At 48.5% G+C, this 21,954-nt stretch carries 22 protein-coding genes and 1 tRNA gene; 13 read left to right on the top strand and 10 right to left on the bottom strand.

Annotation, left to right across the window (positions count from 1 at the left end; all coding sequences use genetic code 11):
• Nucleotides 1-378 precede the first annotated feature (378 nt).
• The 6 genes from porV (at nucleotide 379) to BM367_RS03465 (ending at nucleotide 6,617) form a co-directional block, all read left to right on the top strand.
• Nucleotides 379-1,557, top strand: a complete 1,179-nt coding sequence (gene porV / locus BM367_RS03490) for a type IX secretion system outer membrane channel protein PorV (RefSeq protein ID WP_092457783.1) — start codon at nucleotides 379-381, stop codon at nucleotides 1,555-1,557.
• A complete protein-coding gene (gene ispF / locus BM367_RS03485; RefSeq protein WP_092457780.1) occupies nucleotides 1,558-2,046 on the top strand; it encodes a 2-C-methyl-D-erythritol 2,4-cyclodiphosphate synthase in 489 nt (162 codons plus the stop codon). It begins immediately after the preceding gene.
• Nucleotides 2,047-2,102: 56 nt separating this feature from the next.
• Nucleotides 2,103-2,546: a dUTP diphosphatase gene (dut, locus tag BM367_RS03480; protein ID WP_092457777.1), complete on the top strand. Its 444-nt coding sequence runs from the start codon at nucleotides 2,103-2,105 to the stop codon at nucleotides 2,544-2,546.
• A gap of 7 nt (nucleotides 2,547-2,553) precedes the next feature.
• Nucleotides 2,554-4,347, top strand: a complete 1,794-nt coding sequence (locus tag BM367_RS03475; RefSeq protein ID WP_092457774.1) for a tetratricopeptide repeat protein — start codon at nucleotides 2,554-2,556, stop codon at nucleotides 4,345-4,347.
• 1 nt (nucleotide 4,348) lies between these two features.
• A complete protein-coding gene (locus BM367_RS03470) occupies nucleotides 4,349-5,221 on the top strand; it encodes a lipoprotein insertase outer membrane protein LolB1 (RefSeq protein WP_177224091.1) in 873 nt (290 codons plus the stop codon).
• 79 nt (nucleotides 5,222-5,300) lie between these two features.
• Nucleotides 5,301-6,617, top strand: coding sequence for a murein hydrolase activator EnvC family protein (locus tag BM367_RS03465; protein WP_177224090.1), 1,317 nt, complete (start codon nucleotides 5,301-5,303; stop codon nucleotides 6,615-6,617).
• A 4-nt stretch (nucleotides 6,618-6,621) separates the two neighbouring features.
• Here BM367_RS03465 and bshA read toward each other — a convergent pair whose 3' ends face one another.
• Nucleotides 6,622-7,770: an N-acetyl-alpha-D-glucosaminyl L-malate synthase BshA gene (bshA, locus tag BM367_RS03460; protein ID WP_092457765.1), complete on the bottom strand. Its 1,149-nt coding sequence runs from the start codon at nucleotides 7,768-7,770 to the stop codon at nucleotides 6,622-6,624.
• A gap of 54 nt (nucleotides 7,771-7,824) precedes the next feature.
• On the opposite strand from bshA, the gene BM367_RS03455 reads away from it, so the two are divergent.
• Nucleotides 7,825-8,229: a hypothetical protein gene (locus BM367_RS03455; RefSeq protein ID WP_092457762.1), complete on the top strand. Its 405-nt coding sequence runs from the start codon at nucleotides 7,825-7,827 to the stop codon at nucleotides 8,227-8,229.
• Here BM367_RS03455 and BM367_RS03450 read toward each other — a convergent pair.
• The gene (locus tag BM367_RS03450) at nucleotides 8,223-8,948 is read right to left on the bottom strand and encodes an SAM-dependent methyltransferase (protein WP_092457760.1); all 726 of its coding nucleotides are present in this window, start codon (nucleotides 8,946-8,948) and stop codon (nucleotides 8,223-8,225) included. The genes BM367_RS03455 and BM367_RS03450 overlap by 7 nt on opposite strands.
• Before the next feature lie 78 nt (nucleotides 8,949-9,026).
• Here BM367_RS03450 and BM367_RS03445 point away from each other — a divergent pair, with 78 nt between their 5' ends.
• A complete protein-coding gene (locus BM367_RS03445) occupies nucleotides 9,027-9,656 on the top strand; it encodes a DNA-3-methyladenine glycosylase (protein ID WP_092457757.1) in 630 nt (209 codons plus the stop codon).
• Nucleotides 9,657-9,738: 82 nt separating this feature from the next.
• Here BM367_RS03445 and BM367_RS03440 read toward each other — a convergent pair whose 3' ends face one another.
• From BM367_RS03440 to upp, 4 genes are all read right to left on the bottom strand, one after another.
• Nucleotides 9,739-9,951, bottom strand: a complete 213-nt coding sequence (locus tag BM367_RS03440; RefSeq protein WP_092457754.1) for a hypothetical protein — start codon at nucleotides 9,949-9,951, stop codon at nucleotides 9,739-9,741.
• A 132-nt stretch (nucleotides 9,952-10,083) separates the two neighbouring features.
• Entirely contained in the window at nucleotides 10,084-10,773 is a 690-nt protein-coding gene (locus BM367_RS03435; RefSeq protein ID WP_222842561.1) for a LuxR C-terminal-related transcriptional regulator, read from the bottom strand.
• Nucleotides 10,774-10,846: 73 nt separating this feature from the next.
• The gene (locus BM367_RS03430) at nucleotides 10,847-11,872 is read right to left on the bottom strand and encodes a PorP/SprF family type IX secretion system membrane protein (protein WP_092457748.1); all 1,026 of its coding nucleotides are present in this window, start codon (nucleotides 11,870-11,872) and stop codon (nucleotides 10,847-10,849) included.
• A gap of 45 nt (nucleotides 11,873-11,917) precedes the next feature.
• Nucleotides 11,918-12,601: a uracil phosphoribosyltransferase gene (upp, locus tag BM367_RS03425; protein WP_245759882.1), complete on the bottom strand. Its 684-nt coding sequence runs from the start codon at nucleotides 12,599-12,601 to the stop codon at nucleotides 11,918-11,920.
• Nucleotides 12,602-12,673: 72 nt separating this feature from the next.
• Here upp and BM367_RS03420 point away from each other — a divergent pair, with 72 nt between their 5' ends.
• The 3 genes from BM367_RS03420 to BM367_RS03410 all read left to right on the top strand — a co-directional run bounded on the left by BM367_RS03420 (nucleotide 12,674) and on the right by BM367_RS03410 (nucleotide 16,277).
• Nucleotides 12,674-13,777, top strand: coding sequence for an anhydro-N-acetylmuramic acid kinase (locus tag BM367_RS03420; protein ID WP_092457743.1), 1,104 nt, complete (start codon nucleotides 12,674-12,676; stop codon nucleotides 13,775-13,777).
• Nucleotides 13,778-13,851: 74 nt separating this feature from the next.
• On the top strand, nucleotides 13,852-14,166 hold the full coding sequence (locus tag BM367_RS03415) for a hypothetical protein (RefSeq protein WP_092457740.1): 315 nt from the start codon (nucleotides 13,852-13,854) through the stop codon (nucleotides 14,164-14,166).
• A 161-nt stretch (nucleotides 14,167-14,327) separates the two neighbouring features.
• The gene (locus BM367_RS03410; RefSeq protein ID WP_092457737.1) at nucleotides 14,328-16,277 is read left to right on the top strand and encodes a chloride channel protein; all 1,950 of its coding nucleotides are present in this window, start codon (nucleotides 14,328-14,330) and stop codon (nucleotides 16,275-16,277) included.
• On the opposite strand, the gene ade is transcribed toward BM367_RS03410, so the two are convergent.
• Nucleotides 16,278-17,918 carry an adenine deaminase gene (gene ade / locus BM367_RS03405; RefSeq protein ID WP_092457734.1) on the bottom strand — a complete coding sequence of 547 codons (1,641 nt, stop codon included), beginning with the start codon at nucleotides 17,916-17,918 and terminating at the stop codon, nucleotides 16,278-16,280.
• A gap of 126 nt (nucleotides 17,919-18,044) precedes the next feature.
• On the opposite strand from ade, the gene BM367_RS03400 reads away from it, so the two are divergent.
• Entirely contained in the window at nucleotides 18,045-18,512 is a 468-nt protein-coding gene (locus BM367_RS03400) for a c-type cytochrome (RefSeq protein WP_092457731.1), read from the top strand.
• Nucleotides 18,513-18,532: 20 nt separating this feature from the next.
• On the opposite strand, the gene BM367_RS03395 is transcribed toward BM367_RS03400, so the two are convergent.
• Together BM367_RS03395 and BM367_RS03390 are read right to left on the bottom strand one after the other, a co-directional pair.
• Nucleotides 18,533-20,422, bottom strand: coding sequence for a BamA/TamA family outer membrane protein (locus BM367_RS03395; protein ID WP_092457728.1), 1,890 nt, complete (start codon nucleotides 20,420-20,422; stop codon nucleotides 18,533-18,535).
• A 77-nt stretch (nucleotides 20,423-20,499) separates the two neighbouring features.
• Nucleotides 20,500-20,576, bottom strand: a tRNA-Ala gene (locus BM367_RS03390).
• A gap of 107 nt (nucleotides 20,577-20,683) precedes the next feature.
• On the opposite strand from BM367_RS03390, the gene BM367_RS12275 reads away from it, so the two are divergent.
• Nucleotides 20,684-20,857 carry a DUF6728 family protein gene (locus BM367_RS12275; RefSeq protein WP_169924827.1) on the top strand — a complete coding sequence of 58 codons (174 nt, stop codon included), beginning with the start codon at nucleotides 20,684-20,686 and terminating at the stop codon, nucleotides 20,855-20,857.
• Here BM367_RS12275 and lpxB read toward each other — a convergent pair.
• A complete protein-coding gene (gene lpxB, locus BM367_RS03385) occupies nucleotides 20,793-21,947 on the bottom strand; it encodes a lipid-A-disaccharide synthase (RefSeq protein ID WP_092457726.1) in 1,155 nt (384 codons plus the stop codon). The two genes, BM367_RS12275 and lpxB, sit on opposite strands and share 65 nt — an antisense overlap.
• Between the last annotated feature and the right edge of the window lie 7 nt (nucleotides 21,948-21,954).

Below are 21,954 nucleotides of genomic sequence, written 5' to 3'. Positions count from 1 at the left end.
GTTGGATTTCCGGTATAAAACGCAAAAACATTTTTTTTATTTTGCCAGTGAGCCTGTTTGTACATAAAACTTTATGGGTTGATAACGTATGTATTTGCTGAAAAGTATGCAAAATATCTTTTTCCTGGCTCAAGTTTAATTTTCGCCGGCAAAAAAATTATCCCCGGGAGGATGGCGCAAGCAGAATGGCCATATTTTTGTGCGTAGAAATACTATTTTCGACCCGGCTACCAGACATGTTAAAATACTAAACATATCATTCAATCGTTTACATTATCCAAGCTTTTTAAGGAAAAAAAATTAGTTTGCGTAAAAATTACAATAACTAAAAATTTTGTTGTAAGTTTAACCTGTTTATTGCCCAAACCAGAACCATACATGACCCGACTGAACGCTATTGCAGCTTATTTGAGTTTTTTTGTATCCTTATTGCCCCTGATGTCAGCAGCCCAGCAGATTGATTCTAACACTTCGATTGACGGGCGGGTAAATGTGATCAACACGGCCGTGCCGTTTTTGCGGATTTCGCCGGATGCACGAAGTGGGGCTATGGGCGATGCGGGCGTAGCCATTACACCGGATGCCAATTCCATTTACTGGAATCTTTCCAAAATTCCTTTTGCTTCCCAGTCGGGTGCATTGTCTGTGACCTACACACCGTGGTTAACCCAGCTGGTCAATGATGTGTATCTGGCGGATTTGAGTGGATATAAACAGCTGGATGAAACCCAATCCATTGCAGCTTCTCTTCGGTATTTTTCCCTGGGCAATGTACAATTTTACGATTTTCGGGGAATGGACCAGGGGCAGTTTCATCCACGTGAATTTGCCATTGATGGAGGATATGCACGGAAATTATCGGATCATTGGGGTTTGGGCATTGCCCTGCGGTACATTTATTCCAACCTGGCTTCCGGATACAATCCCGATAACGGAAGCACCTACAAAGCGGGTCAGGCCGTAGCCGGAGACGTATCAACCTATTACACTGCTACAGTGGAAAATGATAATGGTGGCAGCCATACCTGGAGTTTTGGTGCAGCCATTACCAATGTGGGCAATAAAATTTCCTATACCAACGGTGCTGCCCAGAAGAATTTTCTGCCAACCAATCTGGGCATTGGCGGGGCATATACCACCCAGCCTGATGAATACAATAAAATCACTTTCACTATTGACCTGAACAAGTTGCTGGTACCTACTCCGCCAAAAGATTCGGCCGGACTGGCAAATTATTATGACATTGGTGTGGTGGAAGGTATTTTCAAATCCTTCGGGGATGCTCCGGGCGGTTTAAAGGAAGAATTGGAAGAGATCACATACAGCATTGGGGTGGAATATTGGTATAATGATCTGTTTGCGGTGCGGGGAGGCTATTTTCATGAAAGCAAATACAAAGGGGATCGGCAATACTTTACAGCAGGGCTGGGCTTGAAATACAACAGTTTTGGATTGAACTTTTCCTATCTGGTACCGTCCGGATCGGGTATTCAGCGCAATCCGCTTTCCAATACCCTGCGCTTTTCCCTGTTGTTTGATTTCGGTAAAAAGCAGTAGATGCCGCATTTTCGTATTGGCCAGGGAATTGACTTTCATCAGCTCTCAGCCGATATTTCAGGTGGTTTGCGGCTGGGCGGAATTACTCTGCCTTCGTCCAAAGGTGCGGTTGGGCATAGCGATGCCGATGCCTTGCTGCATGCCATTTGCGATGCTTTGCTGGGCGCTGCCGCCCTGGGTGATATCGGAACCTATTTTCCGGATACGGATCCCGCCTGGAAGGGGGTGGATAGCCGTGTACTGCTGCAGCAATGTGTGAACAAGGTGCTAAGCCAGGGCTATGAGGTTTGCAACCTGGATTGTACCGTTTGCCTGCAGACGCCGAAAATTAAACCTTATATTCCTGCCATGCAACAGGAGATTGCCCGCATTGTACAAATCCAACCCGATCAGGTTTCCATCAAAGCTACGACTACAGAACATTTGGGATTCATCGGCCGGGAAGAGGGAATAGCAGCCATGGCTGTTGTATTGCTGATGAAGGCTTGAACCCTGTTTTTGTGTGTTTGTTGCCGCTTATCGCAAAACCTTACTTTTGTGTTGCTATGCATACCTTGAAAGTTCCCCTCATCAACCGTTCTCCGTTTGAGGTTCCGCAGTACGCTACGGCAGGCGCAGCTGGGCTTGACCTGCGGGCCTATCTCCCCCAGGCTGTCGCTGTAAAGCCAAGCGAACGCGTGCTGATACCAACCGGTTTGTTTATTGAATTACCTGCTGGCTATGAAGCCCAGATCAGACCCAGAAGCGGATTGGCCTGGAAGCAGGGGCTTACGGTTTTGAATGCACCCGGTACGATCGATTCGGATTACAGGGGAGAGATACAGGTGATTTTGATTAATCTTTCCGGAGAAGTCCAATGGATTCAACCCGGCGATCGGATAGCTCAGATGATTGTAGCACCCTATACCAGGATTGAATGGATGGAGGTGCAGCAACTCGCAGCGACAGATCGGGGTGGAAACGGATTTGGCCACACCGGTAAAACCTGAGCTGGCCATGAACAAATTGCTGCGATACGGGTGCTGTGGCATGATGCTGGTTTTGGTAATGGTAAGCTGCCGATCTACCAGAAAGCTTTCCCGGTCGTATTATCCTCATTTTACCCATCTGCCGCATTTCCCGGACCAGGCTTCGCAGCAGCGGTATCTGGACAGCCTGTTTTTCGCCACAGAAATCAACAAACAGCAGGGCAATTTCACCTGGGCTTTGTTTAATTTATTTGTATTCCTGGCCTATCGTCCGCAGGATGCAGCCGCTCATTTTGAGATTTCCCGCCTGTTTGTACAATTGCAGCAACCCGAACGGGCATTGTACTATGCAGAGAAAGCCGCGCGGCTGGATACAAACAATGTGTGGTATCAGATTAGCTATGCCGATTTGTTGGTCATGAACAAACGCTATGATTCGGCAGCGGCCGTATTTGCCGGGCTTTATCAACACTATCCGCAACATACCGAATATCTGTACAATCAGGCTGTATTGCTTTCCCAGTCACGTTTTCATCGGGAAGACAGTGCATTGAAAATTTTTGATACCCTTGAAAAAATCAAGGGTCTGCAGGAAGAATATGTGTATCAGAAACAACGGATTTTCCTGGAGCAACACAAGATAACAGCCGCAGCCGCCGAAGTGCGCAAACTTATTGCCGAATATCCGGATGAACCCCGTTATTATCGGTTGTTGGCACAAATCTTTGATCAGCAGCAAATGCACGACTCGGCTATAGCTGTTTGGCAGGCTTTATTGCAGCGATATCCCGATTATCCCCAGGGTTTGATTGCCATGGCCTTGCAGTTCCGCCGCCAGGGCGATACGGCTTCTTTTTACAGGTATATGGCTCGAGCATTTGCCAATCCTGATCTCGATATTGAAGATAAGCTTGAATTTCTGTATCCGTTTCTCCAATATGTTGAGATTGATGCAGCCCAGCTGCAGGTAGCGCTTCGGCTGAGCCGGATGGTGATAGCTGCCCATCCGGACGATAGCCGGGCTTATGCTTTGTATGGGGATATCTGGCTGCATGCTGGCCAATGGAATCCACCAGCCTGGAGCGATAGTGCAGCTTATGCCTATCGGCAGGCCATAGCACTCGATACTGCTGAAATCAGCTGGTGGCAGCGTTTGCTGCGGTTGTATGCCATGCAGCAACAGACAGATAGCTTGTACCGGCTGAGCCATGAAGTTTTGAGCCGCTTTCCCGGCATGCCAGATGGATATTATTATTGCGGTATGGCTCAGGTATGGAAACATGCGGAATCTGCAGCCGCCGATACTTTGCAACAGGCTTTGTTTCTGGCTAAACAGGATGCGGAACTGAAAACCCAGATTTTGTCGTTATTGGGAACGGTATATTTTGATTTGCAGCAATACAGCAGATCGGATAGCTGCTTTGAGGCAGCATTGATCCTTGCGCCCGACAACGATCTGATCCTGAATAATTACAGCTATTATCTTGCCGAACGAGGCGAACATTTGCAGAAAGCCTTGCAAATGATTCAAAAAGCCGTACATCTGCAACCCGATAATTACAGCTATGAGGATACCTATGCCTGGGTATTGTACAAGTTAAAGGCTTATCAGGCGGCGCTTCAATGGATGCAAAAGGCTCTTGCTCATCCGGAAGCCCAGCAAAGTCCCGGATATTGGGTCCATTATGGAGATATTCTCTTTTCCCTCCACCGGATTGACGATGCAATTTCGTCCTGGAAAATGGCTGTGGAAAAGGGCGATACCTCTTTGATTTTGCAGCAAAAAATAAAATATCGTACGTTAAACCCCGATGCTCAGTGATATGAATACGTTCCGGCAATTCGTGATCTTAGGCAGTTGTATCTGTTGGATGAGTCTCAGCTCCTCCTGTGGTATTGTCCACCGGTTGTTTTCATCCGGTAAAGCAGCAGGCATTTCCCCTGTTTTACCTGCAACCTCATCTTCGGCTTCAGAAAAAATACAAGCGTCATCTTCATCTGGTGCTTTGCATGCACTTGATGTTACGACATTATACAGCACCTTGCAGCAGCATCTGTTGCGGTTTCATACTTATGCGGCACGACTGAAGGTAAATTTCATCAGGGGTAATGAATCACAAAACCTGGTAGTAAATCTGCGCATGCAGTCGGATAGCCTGATCTGGATGAATGCCACTGCTCTGCTGGGTATTGAGGTGGCCCGCGCCTTGATTACGCCGGATAGTATTACATTGATCAATCGCTTAAAGCGCACCTATTATCAAAAAAGCTTTCAGGAAATATCTGCCTGGCTGGGAGTGCCGGTTGATTTTCATATCCTGCAAAACTTGCTGGTAGGCAACCCGCCATTCCTGAGTACGGCTATCAGCGATGTTGAGGAAGATACGGTTTCGGTTCGTTTTACCATGCATGCGGATAGCCTTGAAAGTCGCTTGTGGCTTACTCTTCCGGCTTTCCGCTGGCAGCAAAGCGAACTGATAATCCCCCATGGAATTTTATCGTTGGCCGATACTGGCTTGACGCAGGCCGTGGTGCAATATTTTTATGCGGATAGCACACAGGCTTTCCCTGCGGGCTGGCAGCTGCAGGCCGGTGATCAGCAGCATACCACCCTGCAGGTGGAAATACAAAACGTGGAGTTGAATCAGCCGTTGAGCTTCCCATTTGTCATTCCTGCGCATTATACGGCTCAATGACACATATTCAGTTGTTAAAAATCTTTCCCTTTTGATGAAATGCCGTGCCTTTGCATGGCATTTGGTTAAATTTGCCCGTGTGAAACAGCTGATTCATAAGCTTCTCCGCTATATCTGGATGTTGCTGGTTTTTTTGCCGGGATGGCATCAGGTCACGTATGCCCAAAAAAATACCGGCTTGCCTACCAGAGCTGAATTGGAAAAAGAAAAGGCCCAGCTGCAGCGCCAGCTTGAAGAGGCAAATGCCCATCTGGAAGAAATCCGGAAAAACAAAAATCTCACCGTCCGGCAGGTGCAGCTGCTGCAGAGCAAAATCAGCCTGCGCGACCGGCTCATAGAAAACCTCAATGATGAAATCAGCCTGATTGACCGCGATATCCGCAGGGCTTATGCTGATATCCAGGGACTGGAACAGGACCTGGACACTCTGAAGGCTGAATATGCCCGGCAAGTGGTGTACACCTATAAGAACAGAAGCATGTATGATTACATCAACTTCATTCTTTCTGCAAACAGTTTTAACGAGGCCCTGCACCGATATGCTTATCTGAAGCGCTTGCGTGATTACCGACGTCATCAGGCGCAATCCATCCTGCAAACCCAGGCACTGCTGAAAGAGAAAATCAGTTTACTTTCGGCCAGCAAACAGGATCGCACGCAGGCATTGAGTGCCCAGCAAAAACAAATGCAGCAACTGGAGCAGGAGCGGAAAGAAAAAAATCAGCTGCTCTTAACCCTGAAAGGAAAAGAAAAACAGATCCTGGCCGATATTGAAGCCAAACGCAGGGCACAACAAAAACTGGATGCTACCCTGGCTATTTTAATCAGGCGTGAAATTGAAGAAGCCCGTCGCAAGGCGGCCGAAGAAGCTGCCCGAAGCAAATCAGCCACTGCCTCGGCTTCCGCAAAATCAACTCCGGCAGCTGCTTCTTCCAGCTCTGCCATATTATCCGAAACGCCGGAAGAAAAACTCATTTCCAGCAATTTTGAAGGCAATATGGGCCGGCTACCTTGGCCTGTGGAAAAAGGATATATTTCCGATCCCTACGGCCGGCATCAGCACCCCGTGCTTTCCTACGTGGAAGTGGAAAACAACGGAGTGAATATTGATACCGAAAAGGGAGCTGTAGCCCGTGCCGTTTTTGAAGGCGATGTGGTAACCGCCACGTTTGATCAATACAACCGGTGGACGGTAATTCTTCGCCACGGGCAATATTTTACCGTGTATTCCAACCTGCTGAAGCCCCTGGTAAAGGCTGGTGAACACGTGCAAACCAAACAACCTGTGGGCATTGTATATACCAACGATGAATCGGGCGAAACCTACCTGCATTTCCTCATTTACAAGGGTACGGAATCCATGAATCCTGCCCTTTGGCTCAGCAGCAACCACTGATGGTTTAAGCCGGCAGGGAAATGGCGGGCTGTTGCTGGATCATCTGCACGTACAGCTCTTCATACCGGGGAACGATTTTTTCCAGATCGAAGTTGGCCGCTCGTTTCAGGGCCTGTCTGCGAAACCTTTGCAGCATCTCCTCGTCGCTCAGCAACTGGATGGCATGAGCAGCCATGTGCGCAATATCGCCTACCGGGCTCAGGAAACCCGTTTCAGCATTGATATTCACTTCGGGCAGGCCGCCTGCGTTGGATGAGATCACCGGCACCTCGCATGCCATGGCTTCCAGTGCTGCGAGGCCGAAACTTTCATATTCCGAAGGCAGCAAAAACAAATCACTGATGGAAAGAATGTCTTCCAGCTGCTCCTGCTTTCCCACAAAGCGAATATCATCACATAAACTCAGTTCCCGGCATAAACGTTCTACCATGGGCCTTTCTGGTCCATCTCCTACCAGCAGAAGCTTGCTGGGAATGCTTTCATGTACTTTCTGAAAAATATGCACCACATCCTGCACGCGTTTGATGGGGCGGAAATTGGATACATGCACCAAAATTTTTTCTCCATTTGGGGCAATGGCCTGGCGAAACTGTGCCAGCGGACGGCGCCGGAAACGTTTTAAATCCACAAAGTTGTAAATCACCTGGATATCCTTTCGGATATCAAACGAACGATAGGTTTCATCCCGCAGATTTCTGGATACGGCTGTGATGGCATCTGACTGGTTAATGGAAAAAGATACTACCGGTGCATAGGTTTTATCTCTGCCCACCAGCGTGATATCCGTACCATGCAGGGTAGTAATCACTGGCAGGTATTTTCCCTGCCGCTTCAGGATTTCCTTGGCTACAAAGGCTGTAGAGGCATGGGGAATGGCATAGTGCACATGCAACAAATCCAGATGGCTGTTCAGTGCTACATCCACCAATGTGCTGGAAAGAGCTGATTCATAAGGTGGATAGTCAAACAAAGGATAGGTGGGTACGATCACTTCGTGATAGTAAATGTTGGCATGGAAATGATCCAGCCGCACAGGTTGCTGGTAGGTGATAAAATGCACCAGATGACCTTTATCGGCCAGTGCCTTACCCAGCTCGGTTGCAATCACGCCACTGCCCCCATAAGTAGGATAGCAAACAATACCGATGCGCATAGGCTTTGCTTTTACAGACTCTAAGGTAACGACAATTTTGCTGAACCCTTTGGCATGAGCAGGAATTCTTTGTACTTTTCGGATATGGCGCGGTTTAGCTTTGTTACCATTTTTATCTTGCTTCTGCTTTTGGCTACGTTAATTTATTTTCGGTATATAACACCCTATCAGATTAGTATCCAGCATGGTATTTTGCGTTCGGTTGTGCAGCGGGGCTATGTGTTTAAAACCTATGAAGGCTACCTGCAATTACCCGGAAAAAGCGATACAACCGATCGGCTGCTGCATTTTTCCATCATCCGGAAAACGCTGGCCGATTCGCTGTTTTCGGATATCGGAAAGGATGTTACCCTGAAATTGCTCACCTACAAAGGCAAGCTTCCCTGGCGTGGTGAATCGGCTGTGATAGCTGACGAGCTGTTGTACGTAACCCTACCTGATAGCACGGGTATTTACTGAGCAGGAAAGCCAATCAGAAATACGGCTGGTATTTTCTGCAGTTCCGGCAAAGGTGATTTTTTCCATTCCGAAACAGGAGCACTCCTGATAAATGCTTCCGGCGAGGTAAGTCCGGCTGCCACACAAAGCCAGGTTGCAGGCTTTAATTGCTGAAGTAGCGCTTCTAACAGGTTTAGATTGCGATAGGGTGTTTCCATAAAAATTTGTGTTTCCCCGGTGTCTTGCGCCCGGCGTTCGAGTGCGAGAATGGCCTGACGTCTTTGCCGGCTTTCTACAGGTAGATAACCACAAAACCGGAATTGCTGTCCGTTCATGCCGGAGGCCATCAGTGCCAACAACAGGGCATTCGGGCCTGTGAGCGGCACTACGCGGGCTCCCAGCCGATGGGCTTCGGCTACTAGCTGCTGACCGGGATCAGCAACGCCCGGGCAGCCCGCCTCACTCATTACCCCCACCTCTTCGCCGGCCTGAAGCCATTGCCGAAGCTCATGCAGCGAGATATCTCTGTGTTTATTCATTTCAACCCAAATTTTTTCTTCCAAATTCAGCTCGGGAAGCAGCTTTCTGATAAACCGCCTGGCGGTTGTAGCTTTTTCTACATATAAAAAACGAACTCGCTTCAGCACTTCCCTGATTTCTTCCGGCAGGCATTGCAGCGCCGTTTCTTGAAGAGGTGCAGGGATGAGGTATAAGCAGCCTTTGGCGGAAGGTGGATTCATTTATGTTAGATATTTTGGGAAGCCATTGAAAGATTATACCTGTTCTGCACGAAATTGCAGGCAATTTGGGTAAAGGTCATGACCAGGATTTCGCGCAAATTACCGCTTTCTTTTTACCTCCGTCCGGATGTGGTGGGTATAGCCAGGGAACTGCTTGGCAAAAAGCTGGTTACTTGTATAGACGGCAGGCTTACCAGCGGCATAATCGTTGAAACAGAGGCTTATGCGGGAGTTGAAGACCGAGCATCCCATGGCTACGGAGGGCGTCGGACGGCACGGAATGAAATGCTCTACCATGCAGGGGGGGTAGCTTATGTGTACCTCTGCTATGGCATCCATCATTTGTTTAATGTGGTTACCAATCAGGAAGGGGTGCCTCATGCCGTGCTGATCCGGGCCGTTCAGCCTGCAGAAGGTTTGCCGGAAATGTTGCGCAGAACAGGTAAGCAGAAACCAGATTATAGCCTTACAGCCGGTCCCGGAGCTCTCTCGCGGGCATTGGGCATTCATTATCGCCTGCACAACGGGGAGCCATTAACCGGTGACCTGATCTGGATCGAAGATGCCCTGCCCGTGCCGGAAGATGCCATTGTAGCTACGACCCGTGTGGGTGTGGCCTACGCGCAGGAAGATGCCTGGCTGCCCTATAGGTTTTACGTGCGGGATAATCCCTGGGTAAGCAAAGCAAAAGGATTGCAGGATACATAAATTAAAGAGCCCATCCACAGATGGGCTCTTTTGCTGACTACCTGCTGATGATTGATGAGCTCGTGATCGTATCAGAAAATAATCACTGCATTTGATGTCGAAGAAAATACAGATACGCATCGTCAAGCTCAATCAACTTGCGCTGATATAGCATTTGGGTTTTCAAATCTTTTGTAGTCTCTTTGATCTGATTGTACTTTTCCTTGAGTTCCCGATATCGTGCGATGACTTCTTCCGCATTGCTGGGTTGTTGGATATCCAGAATTCGGTACACATCGTAAAGGTTCATTTCCATAGGATATTTTTAATGGTTAACGAAGATTTGAATAACGAACACAACAAAGATACTTGCAGAAATACTGCACAGACAACCCCCATTTTTGGGGGTTTTTGATTTTTCAGAAGTGGATGTCTGCCAGATCAGGTTTTACTCCAATCCAATTTGTTTCGCGAGAGCAACCAGTTGTGGCGTGCTGTTTACGTTGAGTTTAAGCCGGATGCTTTTCCGATATCCTTCAACCGTATAGCTGCTTAAATACAATTGCTTGGCGATTTGTTTGGTTGTATAACCCGCCACAATGAGTTTGATAATTTCTTTTTCTCGGGGCGTGAGGGAATCGTGGATGTTTTTGTATCGCTGGGTAAGGGTTTCGTGGAGAGCCTCACTGAGTTGGGGCTGGGTGTAGACAGCAGAACTAAGATCAATGAATACACAAAGCGTGAGCCACACCTTACCTTCTTCAGTATAACGAAAAGGGGTAGAAACGCCTGCGTACCAGCGGTAACTATTGCTATCTGTGCGGCGTACACGGATTACACCGGCAAAATTTTCTTCTTTTTCCTGATAATGCTGGTTGCTGAGAGCTGCCAGGTAGTGATCGTCTGGGTACAATATTTTTTCAAAAAGCTCATTTCCCAACTGGTAGATGGTTTCTGCGGGCAGTCCAAAAGCCTCTTCTGTGGCCTTGTTGCACCATACAATGCCTCCAGTAAGTTGATTCCTCAAATACACCAGGGCCGGAATCCTGTCAAAAATTTCCCGAAGGGGAGGATCGAAAATATGGTCATTGCTGGTTGCGCCCTGGTAGGCCTGTGCGTCTTCCCTGATCACTTTCATGTAGTATCTCGAATTCATAGCAAAGTAAAAATATTTTAAGAATTAATATCATATATTAAAAATACTAATTCGTTTAAAACTTTGGACACTTATATCGTTTCAGGTTAGGGCCGGGTGGCGGATAAGTATAAATGAGTGAAATTTCCATCCCGCCGCGATGCAGCGAGGCTGCCTGTAAGCTGGATGTGTTGACATCGTAGCTGATGCCCACCTGCAAGTTGTTTACCTGAAGGCCCACGTAAGGATTGACTGCATCCCGGTAACGGTACCAGCTGCCTATGTAGAGTACTGTTGGGGTTTCGGGAATGCCGTTCACCAACAAGCCTATGGCTCCGCCCAATGCAATTTCTGTAGCACTTCCCTGTTTCATGAAAAGGCCGCTGAGGTAAACACCGGATGAAGCATTGAATCCGATTACCCCTCCGCCGTGTGCCGTAAAGCGGGAATGCAGGTGATAATTGGCCCCGAGGAATGATTCGTGTGGCTGGGAAATATGGTAGTAAGATAAACCTGCATAGAAACTGGACCATTGGCCGATGAGCTGGTTATAAATCAATCCCACATCGTAATCCGGATAGGTGATGCTGGCATTTGGAATGTACTCGCCGCTGGGCAGCGTGGGGTCAAATCCATTGCTGGTAAGCTGATCTTCAAAAACGAGCTTGGAGAAATCGATTCTCTTTTGCACCACGGCCAACTGTCCACCCACACCCAGGGTGATATTTCCATCCATGTCCAAAGCCTTATGGTAAGCTGCTGATACTGCAGCATATTCTGTTTTCAGGCCTCCTCCGCCTGTTTCATCGTAAAGCAGCAATCCACCCACCCCGAAGATATCATTTGCCGGAATTATACCGGGCAATAGCTGAAAGTCAGCTGAAACCGTTCCCGTTACAAATGGGGTGGCGATACTGCCCCATTGGCTGCGATAATTGGCGGCAATCCGTCCGATGCCAGAAAAAAGGCCAGTATTGGCTGGATTCAGGGTAAGCGGGGAGGCAAAGAATTGTGTAAAATGCGGATCCTGGGCATGGGCTTGAACCGTTACCACAAGACACAGGCATAATCCCATCAGGCGTACGGGTATAGATGTCCACACCTTTGGCGTAGAATTTTGTTTAAATCTAACTAAAAGTTTTGAAAATTATTGTTGTTGTTTGCTTCCGAAGGCCAGATCGCCTGCATCGCCCAGTCCGGGGACGATGTATCCTTTTGCGGTGAGTTCCTCGTCGATATCACCGGCCCAGACATACGCCTGTGGGATGTGCCGGCGCAGATGATCGATCCCTACCGTACAAGCAATGGCTGCCACCACATGAATCTGGGCCGGCTGGCCGCATTCCAGCAACAACTCAATAGATTTTACCAGCGATGCACCGGTGGCCAGCATCGGATCGCAGATAATGAGATAACGCCCTTCCAGAGGTGGACAGGAAAGATATTCCAGGTTGATGTGAAACGATCCGTCTTCGTGATGCTTGCGATAGGCGGAGATAAAGGCATTATCGGCTTTATCAAAATAATTCAACAAACCCTGATGCATGGGTAACCCGGCACGCAAGATGGTAGCCACTACCGGCTGTTGTTCCAGCACATGGCAGGTGGCACGGCCCAGGGGCGTGATGCAGGTTTTTTTCACATATGGCAGATGCTTGCTGATTTCAAAAGCTGCTATTTCGGCTATGCGTTCCAGATTTCTGCGAAAACGCATCCGATCGGTCTGTATATCCACCGAACGGATTTCATACATCCATTCGTTCAGGATAGAATGTTGTTTGCTCAGATTGATGATGGTGGGCTGTCCGGCAATCATGGCAGCAAAATACAAATTCCTTTATTTACAAACTGTTTCTTAGCAAAAGCTCCATAATCCGGTATTTTTGCCGGAAAAGCAGGATGCATGATTTATAAGGCTATTGGTGTCATGTCTGGAAGTTCGGGTGATGGGTTGGATGTAGTATATGCCCAGTTTCACGAAAGAGGAGGTAAATGGGAATACTATCTGGAAGCTGCTGAATGTTTCCCTTACCCCGAGCCGATGCTTTCCCGGCTTCATCAGATCCCGCAGCTGGATGCACTCTCCTACAAACGGCTGGATATAGCGTTGGGAAGATTTATCGGCGAGAAAATTCTTGCATTCATCGAGAAACATGGCTTGCAGTACCGGGTTGATTTGATTGGTTCCCATGGGCATACGGGTTTTCACCGACCGGAAGAAGGGTTTAGTGATCAGCTGGGTAACGGGGCGGTGATTGCTGCCATGACCGGACTCCCGGTGGTAACGGAGTTGCGCATGCTCGATGTGGCCTTAGGTGGCCAGGGGGCGCCCATTGTGCCGGTGGGCGAAAAATGCCTGTTTCCCGATTATCCCTGGCTTTTGAATATCGGTGGCATTGCCAACCTGAGTTTTCATGGTGAAACACTTTCAGTGGCTTTTGATGTATGCCCCGCCAATCAGATCCTGAATCGGCTGGCCATGCTCAGGAATCAGCCTTTCGATCGGGATGGCGAACTGGCGGCAAGCGGTCATGTGCAGGAAGTGTTGTTGCATCAACTGCATGCATTGCCGTATTATGACAGGCCCTTCCCCAAATCTATATCCAATGAGTGGATTGCAGAGGCAGTGTGGCCTTTGCTTGAACAATATGATGCAACCGTGGAAGATAAGCTGGCCACTTTTTGTGAACATATCTCCGTACAATTGGCCCGTGCTATAGCGCAGGTGCGGGAGCGATTTCCTGAAGCCAGGCAGGCCAATTCCCTTCTGGCAACGGGTGGGGGTGTTTTTCACAGGCACCTGCTTTCCCGTATCCGTGCTGCGTTACAGCCCATGGATGTGGAAGTGATTGTGCCTGATGCTGAAACGGTAAAATTCAAAGAAGCCTTGATCATGGCTTTTCTGGCTATCCGCCGCTGGCGGGAAGAAAGTACCACTCTGGCTTCGGTTACGGGAGCCAGGTATGATGGCATAGGAGGAGCTCTGTGGATTGGCCATCAGCCCTGAGAGAAAAACTTCCAGCGCCCATGGCTGTACACTTCCCGCGGAATTTGATTAAATTTGTTCACATTCTTTGCATCATGCTGACTCCACAGGAAGAAGATTTTCTGTTGTACTGGGAAAAAATGCGTACCCTCATTCCGAAATGGCGATATCGGTTAGGACCCAACCTGATGATAGGTCTGATGTTTGGCCTGTTGATGATTACCTATTTTTTGGTAGATGGCTGGAGAGATCGGGGGATGGTTACGCATGGGGATCTGGTACTGATTATTGCAGGAGCGCTGATGATTGCAGTTTTTGTGGCTATCCTGCGAAGTGTGATGCAATGGGAAAAAAATGAGCAACGATATACCATTTTGCAATTAAAAAAGAAAATGCGGGCTTCTTCCTGAACAGCACAGCAAGCCATTTGGGATGCGGGTAACCTATTGTAACGAGGCATGTGAGTGAGAGATGTAATTTTTAGCCTGAAAGGGAACAGATTTGTTCCTCATAAGTTTTTTTGACTTGCATGCACCGGCTTGTGATTATTCACCATACAATCTCGTAAAGCATGTCTGATTTACATTCCGATACCGGAGCGCAGGCAGGTCAGCCCAAGAGTCAATCTATTCCTGTAGCTACCAGCTTTGAAGGACTCAAGGATGTACAGGGTAAATTACTGGCTGCCCCCCGCAGTGGTCTTTCCAAAAGAGTTATTTATTTGACTTTGCAGGCCATATTCAATGCGGTTTTGATTGGTTTTATGGCCAAAGTAATGATCTGGCTCATTAACTTTTTCACGAATCTGTGTTTTTATGGGCGTATTTCCATTGCACCGGCCTCTCCTACAAATACGGTTATGGGGTGGTTGACGGTTTTGATGCCGATAGCGGGCGGATTGTTGGTGGGTCTGATGGCCAGATATGGTTCGCCGGGTATTCGTGGGCATGGCATTCCTGAGGCCATGGAACGGATTCTTACTGGTCGCAGCAAGGTGCCGCCCATCATTACTTTTTTAAAGCCTGTATCAGCAGCCATATCTATTGGTAGTGGCGGGCCTTTTGGCGCAGAAGGTCCTATCATTTCCACGGGCGGTGCGTTGGGCTCACTGGCTGGGCAGATCATGCGCATCACAGACAATGAACGCAAAATCATGTTAGCTGCTGGTGCTGCTGCAGGCATGACGGCAATATTTGGTAGCCCTCTGTCTTCGGTGCTGCTGGCTGTTGAACTATTGTTGTTTGAATTTTCTCCACGCTCACTTATTCCGGTGACTCTTAGCTGTGCTACTGCCGATGTGATGCATTTTATTTTGTTTGAGAAGACCCCCATTTTTGCCATGCCCGCTATTCCGGAATCCAACGGATTGGCATTGACAGTTTACTTGCTCATGGGGCTGGTAGTAGGAGTTATTTCGGCTTTCGTATCCAAAAGCGTGTATTGGGTGGAAGATTGGTTTGGTAAAACACAAATTCACTGGATGTGGTGGCCAGCCATAGGGGCTGTTGTGGTAGGTGTTGTGGGTTATTTTGCGCCGGTAACCATGGGCGTAGGATATGATAACATCCGCCTCCTTTTGTCGGGGCATGTGGGTATTTCCATGATGCTCACTTTGTTTTTGTTGAAATATATATCCTGGTTTATTTCGCTGGGGACAGGCACTTCCGGTGGCACGCTTGCACCCTTGTTTACTATCGGAGGCGGATTAGGAGCGCTATTGGGGTTTTTATTGTTACATCTGTTTCCTTCTTTACCTGTTATAATGCCTGTGTGTGCGTTGGTTGGAATGGCGGCCATGTTTGCCGGGGCCACCCGGGCACTGTTGACTTCCATTGTGTTTGTGGTGGAAACTACTGGTCAGTTGCATGGTTTGCTGCCCGTGCTGGGGGCTTGTACTGCCGCTTACACCATTTCATTCTTTCTGATGAAGGGCACTATTCTTACCGAGAAAATTGAACGCAGGGGTATCCATTCACCCGACACGTATGAACCAGATATTTTGCAGCAAATACTGGTGAAAGACGTGATTGGTGAAGCCGTAAACGTATTGAGCGCATACAATACCGTCCGCGATGCAAAAGAATGGATCAAAAGCAACGAATTTGCATCGCGCATGAGTTGTTTTGTGGTAGTGGATCCTCAGGAAAGGCTGGTGGGGATTGTGCGCAGAAAAGATATTTTCAGTCACCATCAAGCTGAGGATACGCTTATCGCAGATATGGTACAAAAACAAATTTGTGCTGTATCGCCTTACGATCAGCTTAGTGCGGCCGTTGATGCTATGGATGAATGCCAGACCGATGTGATACCTGTTGTGGATCCCATCACCAAGGAAGTGATTGGTTTAATCACTTATCAAAACATTGTTGCTGCTTATCATAAGCGAAAGGAAGAAGAAAGTCTTTTCAAGCGTTCAATCTGGTTGAAACGGAAAGGGATTCAGATTGTGCTAAAAGGTCGGGAATTGCTGGGATGGGAGAGGGAACGCATGAAGAAAACCTCTTCTCGTACGAATGCTTGATCAGATAAATAAATGGGTAAACCCAAATTGTTCAACATCGAACAGGCCCTGGTCGCTCAGTTTGAGACGGGGAATCACCAGCAAAGCCATAAAGGAAAGTGTCATGAAAGGAGCGCGCAATTTTGAACCCAGGGCTTTGGCTTCTGCATCGAGTTGTTCATATTTTCGGGCAACAGCATAGCCATCTTCTGCACTCATCAGCCCGGCCACAGGCAGGGGAAGCACCAGTTGTTTGTGTTCATGCACCACACTCAGGCCGCCGCCATGCGGCACAATTGCCTGTATGGCTTTCAGAATCATCTCGTCGTTTACCCCCACGGCTATCAGGTTGTGGCTGTCATGCGCTACCGATGAAGCAATGGCTCCGCGTTTCAACCCGAATCCGCGAATGAAAGCAATGGCTGGCCGGGCAGCTTTGTATCGGTTGATGACCACAAGTTTCAGGATATCCTGCTGGGTATCGCTGACAATTTTTCCATCATGAATCCGGGCTAAGGCTTGAGCCGCACCGGTAACGATTTGGCCGTCAATAGCTTCAATGATGCGGATGAAGCAGGGAGAGCCTGTCGGTGCCTTTACCTCCAAATCTTCCTGTTTGAGTTTGGGGGAATGAAAATGATTGGGAGTCGGGCTGGATACGGACGGAATGAGTGATTTGCCTTCCCGGGCAACAAGTTTGCCTTCTACATAGGTGGCCAGGATATGCAGCCGTTCGAAATTATCGACTACGATGAAATCGGCCGGATCGCCGATTTGCAGCCTGCCCACGGGAAGATGGTAATGCTGAATGGGATTCAGGCATGCAGCACCAAGGACGTCGAACAGGGCTTGTCCTTTTGTCAATGCTCTTTTTACCAGTTCGTTGATATGTCCGGCTACCAGGCTATCGGGATGTTTGTCGTCACTGCAGAACATGATGCGTTCGGGAAATGTTTTCAGCAGGGGGATGAGTGCATCAAAATTGCGGGCTGCGCTCCCTTCCCGGATGAGGATGTGCATCCCGGCGTGGAGCTTGTCCTGTGCTTCTTCGAGGGTTGTGCATTCATGATCGGTGCTGATGCCAGCTTCGGCATATCGGCGAGCCTGTTCGCCTCTCAGGCCAGGTGCATGTCCATCCACGGGCTTGCCGTATTGCCTGGCCAGGGCAATTTTTCCCATTACATCCGGATCTTGTTGCAATACGCCCGGGAAGTTCATCATTTCACTGAGATACCAAATATCTTTTCTTTGCAGCAGTTGCTCAACCGCCTGGACATCGAGCACAGCGCCTGCTGTTTCAAAACGGGTGGCAGGCACACAACTGGGAGCACCAAAAAAGAATTTAAAAGGCACTTGCCTGGCATTCTCAAGCATAAACTCCACGCCCGCAATGCCCAGCACATTGGCAATTTCGTGGGGATCAGATATGGTAGCCACGGTGCCATGTACAACAGCCAACTTGGCAAATTCGGCAGGAGTAAGCAAAGAGCTTTCCACATGCACGTGGGCATCAATGAATCCCGGACAAATAAATTGCCCGTAAATGGTGTTATCTTCCTGAATATGAACAATGCGCCCTCGTTCAATATGCAGTGTTCCGGCAAATATGCGCCGGTTCAATACATCCACAATATTTCCGCTTACAGAGAAAACGTCTTCCATCGGTCCTACATTGAATATCCGACAATCCTTAGCGCGCAAATGGTTTGAAGCATAACCAAAAAATAACCAATTATTTGTCGCAACAAGTGAAACAGAATTTTTACATTAGCTGTAAATTCTGTACAAATGAAAAATCGGCATCAACTCCTGGCTTTGCTTGCTGTTGCTTTGATTCTTTGTTTAGGCATGGCTTTCACGCGCCCCCCGCAGCAACCTCAACCCCCTCATCCGCAGAATCTGAAAATTCTACCTAAAGATATTGATCATGCTTCGCTTATCAAAATCATGCATGATTTCAGTGAATCATTGGGTTTTCGGTGTGTCAATTGCCATGTCACGAAACCGAATGGCGATATGGATTTTGCATCGGATGCCAAACCTGAGAAACGTGAAGCCCGGGAGATGATGCGGATGATGAAAAAAATCAACCGCAAGTATTTTGGTGTGAAAGGCAATTTTGTGGATGTATATATGAATGCCAAAATCACCTGCTATAGCTGTCATCACGGCCAGGCCCATCCTGCTGTGGCTCTCAGCCATCCGGAAGGGCAGCAGCAATTGCCCCCGCCTCCGCCTCCGGGTTCCAGACCGTGAATAGCTTGGCTGCTCAGCTTTTATTCAAAACTGATGAACGAAGGCTCGTGCAGGGCATAAATACTAAACCGGATATCGGCAAGGGTGGTAATCTGCACCATCCAGTTTTTGACACCTGCCGGGGCCGCTGGATAATAACTGGCACTGATTTTAAGTGTGTTAATCGGCAGGTTTTCATTGCGGATCAGGCTTCCCACTGAAATAGCATTGTAAAACCGATTTCCCTGCAATTGTTGCCGACCAAGTGTAGCTCCCTGCCATTGAGCATAGAAGGTAAAACCAAACCCGTAAATCCGAACAGGTGCATAATAGCGCCATTCCAGATAAGTGTTTAGCCGATGATAGCCGGTGAGCAAGGTGTTTTTATAACCCTCAAAGCCATGTGGGTAATTGATATTCAACGGCTTATTGAAATAAGGATTGGGCGATTCCAGAAGATCTGCTCCGGAAAATATGCGCCATCCGCCTCTGCCCAGAGATACATACGGACTGTAGTATTCGCCTGCAAGATGAATGACGGCATCCTGTGATCCCTGATGCCAGAAGCTGCTGAGTTCCAGCAAACCATGCCAGAGCCCGTGCAGCCGGGTTTCCTGAAAGTTTTCAAGTTGAAGACCGGTATATTGGCGGCGGAGCCCCACATAGGTTTCGATGGCTGTGCTTAACCCCACCTGCCAGCCGATGGGTATGTCTTCTGTACGGCCAAAGCCAAACAAATAGTGGGTAACCTCATAACGCTGGCGATAAAGTACCAGCTGCCCCAGCAGATATCTTCGGTTATGATAAAACGGATCGGAAGCAAATTGAGGCTGACTGGGATTTCGGGTAAAAATAATATTGTACTGGCGCAATAGGGCAGCCAGATGCCATTGGCTGTGCATGAGCGGATGAATGAGATTGTACCCAACCCATACATCTGTTGTGCCATACTGGTAATTTCTGAACAGGCTATCAGGCCACTGATGGATGTTGAGGCTGCGATGGTAGGATAATGACATCCCGCCGGTAAAACGTGTAAACAAGCTGTACAAAGGCCGGTTTACCTGCATAAACCAGGCATCTTCATATACGCCGGTATCAATGGTGGGCTGGTGGTTCAGCTGGGAATAGCCAGCTGTTAAGGTAGCAAAACTATGTCCCAGGTTCCAGTTTGCATAACTCCATTCGCCGTACCAGTGAGGCAAGTAATCGGTATGCCAGGCCAATCCGGCCTCCAGCCCCTGTCCGCTGCCGAACAGATTTTTATCAAACACGTTCCCTTCAAACTGCGTAGGATCCAGCCGGCTCAGGTTACCCCCATATTCAAACACGTCTTTTGTGCGGATTTCTACATCAACAGTATCCCTGCTAACTGGGATCAGGGTAATCTGCGCATCTTCAATCGGGGGGCTGTTTCTCAGGTAACGTTCATTATCGGCCAGCAGCTGTGCATTTACCCGATCACCGGCTTTAAAAAACAGAGATCGCCGGATGAATGAAATACGGGTAGGTGTATGCAGCCTGTTGGCAATCCGGATGAGTCTGATGTGCTGGTAGGAGTTTGTGTCGTTCAGCGAGCGGGGGCCAAATACCGGAATTTCCACAAATTCAATATTCCGGATTATGCGGCCCTGGTAGGGCAAAAACACCTGCTGGCGGTTGGCAAACTGCAGATTGTGCTGGGGCGGTGGCATATGGGCGTGGGTAATCCGGTTGAGCAGGGAATCACGGTAACTCCGGCTCAGCAAGGAATCCACCTGTGTGCCGATTTTTTGCAACCAGGAATGATTTTGCGGAATGCTATCGCGCAGATTTGCTTGTTTGTTGGACTGGATTTGCATAGTGAAATGGATATCTCCCCAGGCACGGGATCTGCCCGGAGACAATACCATACCTGTAACCAGGATTACAATCCACAAACGCAGGTGCATGGAACAAGGCTCACCGAGAGTAAAGATAACCCATGCTTTGTTTGGAACAATCAGTGCAAGAGAGGAAAGGAGGGAATTGGTGGAGGTTACCGGACTCGAACCGGTGACCTTTTGCATGCCATGCAAACGCTCTAGCCAGCTGAGCTAAACCCCCAGGCAGGCTGCAAAGATAAGGTTTTCCGAAAATTTATATGGCGTTAAGCAGTTTTATTCACTGTGTGGGTTGTGGCGTATCTTTGGGTAAATTCTTTCTATCCGATCATGAAAAGCATCTGGCAGCAGATCCTCCGGTATCTTTACCTGCGCAAACGGGATCCTAACGCTCCTCATAATACCAATATTTTTTTGATGCACAGCATGAACCGCATCTCTATCCTGCTGTTTCTGGTGGCCTTGATTGTGCTGTTAGTCCGGCTGGTGAAGCATTTTTTATGAACTGAAAAATCGCCTCAGCTGCTTTTCTGGCCGCATTACCGGTATCTAATTTTTTCCAGAGTTCAGCATAATCCGCTTTTATTCGGGTGATACAGGTTTCATCGTGCAGAAGCTTATCGAGCAGGCGGGTCAGGTTTTGCTCATTTACCTGTTGCTGGATGCATTCCTCCACCACTTTTTTCCCCATAATCAAGTTCACCAGTGAAATGTAGGGAACCCGGATAAAATGCCGGGCCAGCCAGTAGGAGATCCAGGTGCTTTTATAGCATACCACTTGTGGCACGCCGAACAAGGCCGTTTCCAGTGTGGCTGTGCCCGATGTAACCAGGGCTGCCGATGCCTGGGCAAGCAAATCGTAGGTCACGCCTTTGGCCAGCATGACATTCGGATACCTGTTGGGATGGTACCACGGGCTAAGATCGGGTATGGAAGGCGCCTGGGCAACCACAAACTGAGATTGCGGAAAGTGGCGGGTAACTTTCAGCATTTCGGGTAGCAGCCGTTTCACTTCCTGGAGGCGGCTGCCGGGCAAAAGTGCTATCACCGGCCGTGAGGTATCAAATATCGGGCGGGCCAGCGGGCGAGCTTCCCGCACAATCTGCACCAGCGGATGTCCTACATATTCCACCTCATAGCCATATTGCCGGTAAAACGCTGCCTCAAACGGCAAAATGACCAGCATGCGATCCACATATTTTCGAATCGTTTCCACGCGCTTTTGTTTCCACGCCCATACCTGTGGAGAGATATAGTACACTGTGCGGAAGCCTTTCTGGTGCGCCCATTGAGCCATCCGCAGGTTAAATCCCGGATAATCGATAAAAATCACCGCATCGGGGTGGAACTTTCGGATATCGCGTTTGGCAAAACGAAAATGAGCCAGGATTTTTCCCAGATGGCGGATTACTTCAGCAAAACCCATGAATGCCAGATCGCGATAATGGCGCACCAGTTCTCCGCCGGCTTCAGCCATCAGGTCGCCACCCCAGCATCGGATCTGAGCTGCCGGATCCAGTTGCCTGAGTTCGCGGATCAGGCGGCTGCCATGCAAATCACCGGAAGGTTCCCCCGCTATGATGTAGTATTTCACGCCTGCA

The sequence above is a fragment of the Thermoflavifilum thermophilum genome (genome assembly GCF_900116565.1).
GTDB lineage: Bacteria > Bacteroidota > Bacteroidia > Chitinophagales > Chitinophagaceae > Thermoflavifilum > Thermoflavifilum thermophilum.
This window is presented reverse-complemented; position numbering and strand designations above follow the sequence as displayed.

What these genes read in the sequence shown, in the direction of transcription:
- porV (WP_092457783.1), top strand. Translation starts at nt 379, where the DNA reads ATGACCCGACTGAACGCTATTGCAGCTTATTTGAGTTTTTTTGTATCC.
- ispF (WP_092457780.1), top strand. Translation starts at nt 1,558, where the DNA reads ATGCCGCATTTTCGTATTGGCCAGGGAATTGACTTTCATCAGCTCTCA.
- dut (WP_092457777.1), top strand. Translation starts at nt 2,103, where the DNA reads ATGCATACCTTGAAAGTTCCCCTCATCAACCGTTCTCCGTTTGAGGTT.
- BM367_RS03475 (WP_092457774.1), top strand. Translation starts at nt 2,554, where the DNA reads ATGAACAAATTGCTGCGATACGGGTGCTGTGGCATGATGCTGGTTTTG.
- BM367_RS03470 (WP_177224091.1), top strand. Translation starts at nt 4,349, where the DNA reads ATGAATACGTTCCGGCAATTCGTGATCTTAGGCAGTTGTATCTGTTGG.
- bshA (WP_092457765.1), bottom strand. Translation starts at nt 7,770, where the DNA reads ATGCGCATCGGTATTGTTTGCTATCCTACTTATGGGGGCAGTGGCGTG.
- BM367_RS03455 (WP_092457762.1), top strand. Translation starts at nt 7,825, where the DNA reads ATGAGCAGGAATTCTTTGTACTTTTCGGATATGGCGCGGTTTAGCTTT.
- BM367_RS03450 (WP_092457760.1), bottom strand. Translation starts at nt 8,948, where the DNA reads ATGAATCCACCTTCCGCCAAAGGCTGCTTATACCTCATCCCTGCACCT.
- BM367_RS03445 (WP_092457757.1), top strand. Translation starts at nt 9,027, where the DNA reads ATGACCAGGATTTCGCGCAAATTACCGCTTTCTTTTTACCTCCGTCCG.
- BM367_RS03440 (WP_092457754.1), bottom strand. Translation starts at nt 9,951, where the DNA reads ATGGAAATGAACCTTTACGATGTGTACCGAATTCTGGATATCCAACAA.
- BM367_RS03435 (WP_222842561.1), bottom strand. Translation starts at nt 10,773, where the DNA reads ATGAAAGTGATCAGGGAAGACGCACAGGCCTACCAGGGCGCAACCAGC.
- BM367_RS03420 (WP_092457743.1), top strand. Translation starts at nt 12,674, where the DNA reads ATGATTTATAAGGCTATTGGTGTCATGTCTGGAAGTTCGGGTGATGGG.
- BM367_RS03415 (WP_092457740.1), top strand. Translation starts at nt 13,852, where the DNA reads ATGCTGACTCCACAGGAAGAAGATTTTCTGTTGTACTGGGAAAAAATG.
- BM367_RS03410 (WP_092457737.1), top strand. Translation starts at nt 14,328, where the DNA reads ATGTCTGATTTACATTCCGATACCGGAGCGCAGGCAGGTCAGCCCAAG.
- ade (WP_092457734.1), bottom strand. Translation starts at nt 17,918, where the DNA reads ATGGAAGACGTTTTCTCTGTAAGCGGAAATATTGTGGATGTATTGAAC.
- BM367_RS03400 (WP_092457731.1), top strand. Translation starts at nt 18,045, where the DNA reads ATGAAAAATCGGCATCAACTCCTGGCTTTGCTTGCTGTTGCTTTGATT.
- BM367_RS03395 (WP_092457728.1), bottom strand. Translation starts at nt 20,422, where the DNA reads ATGCACCTGCGTTTGTGGATTGTAATCCTGGTTACAGGTATGGTATTG.
- BM367_RS12275 (WP_169924827.1), top strand. Translation starts at nt 20,684, where the DNA reads ATGAAAAGCATCTGGCAGCAGATCCTCCGGTATCTTTACCTGCGCAAA.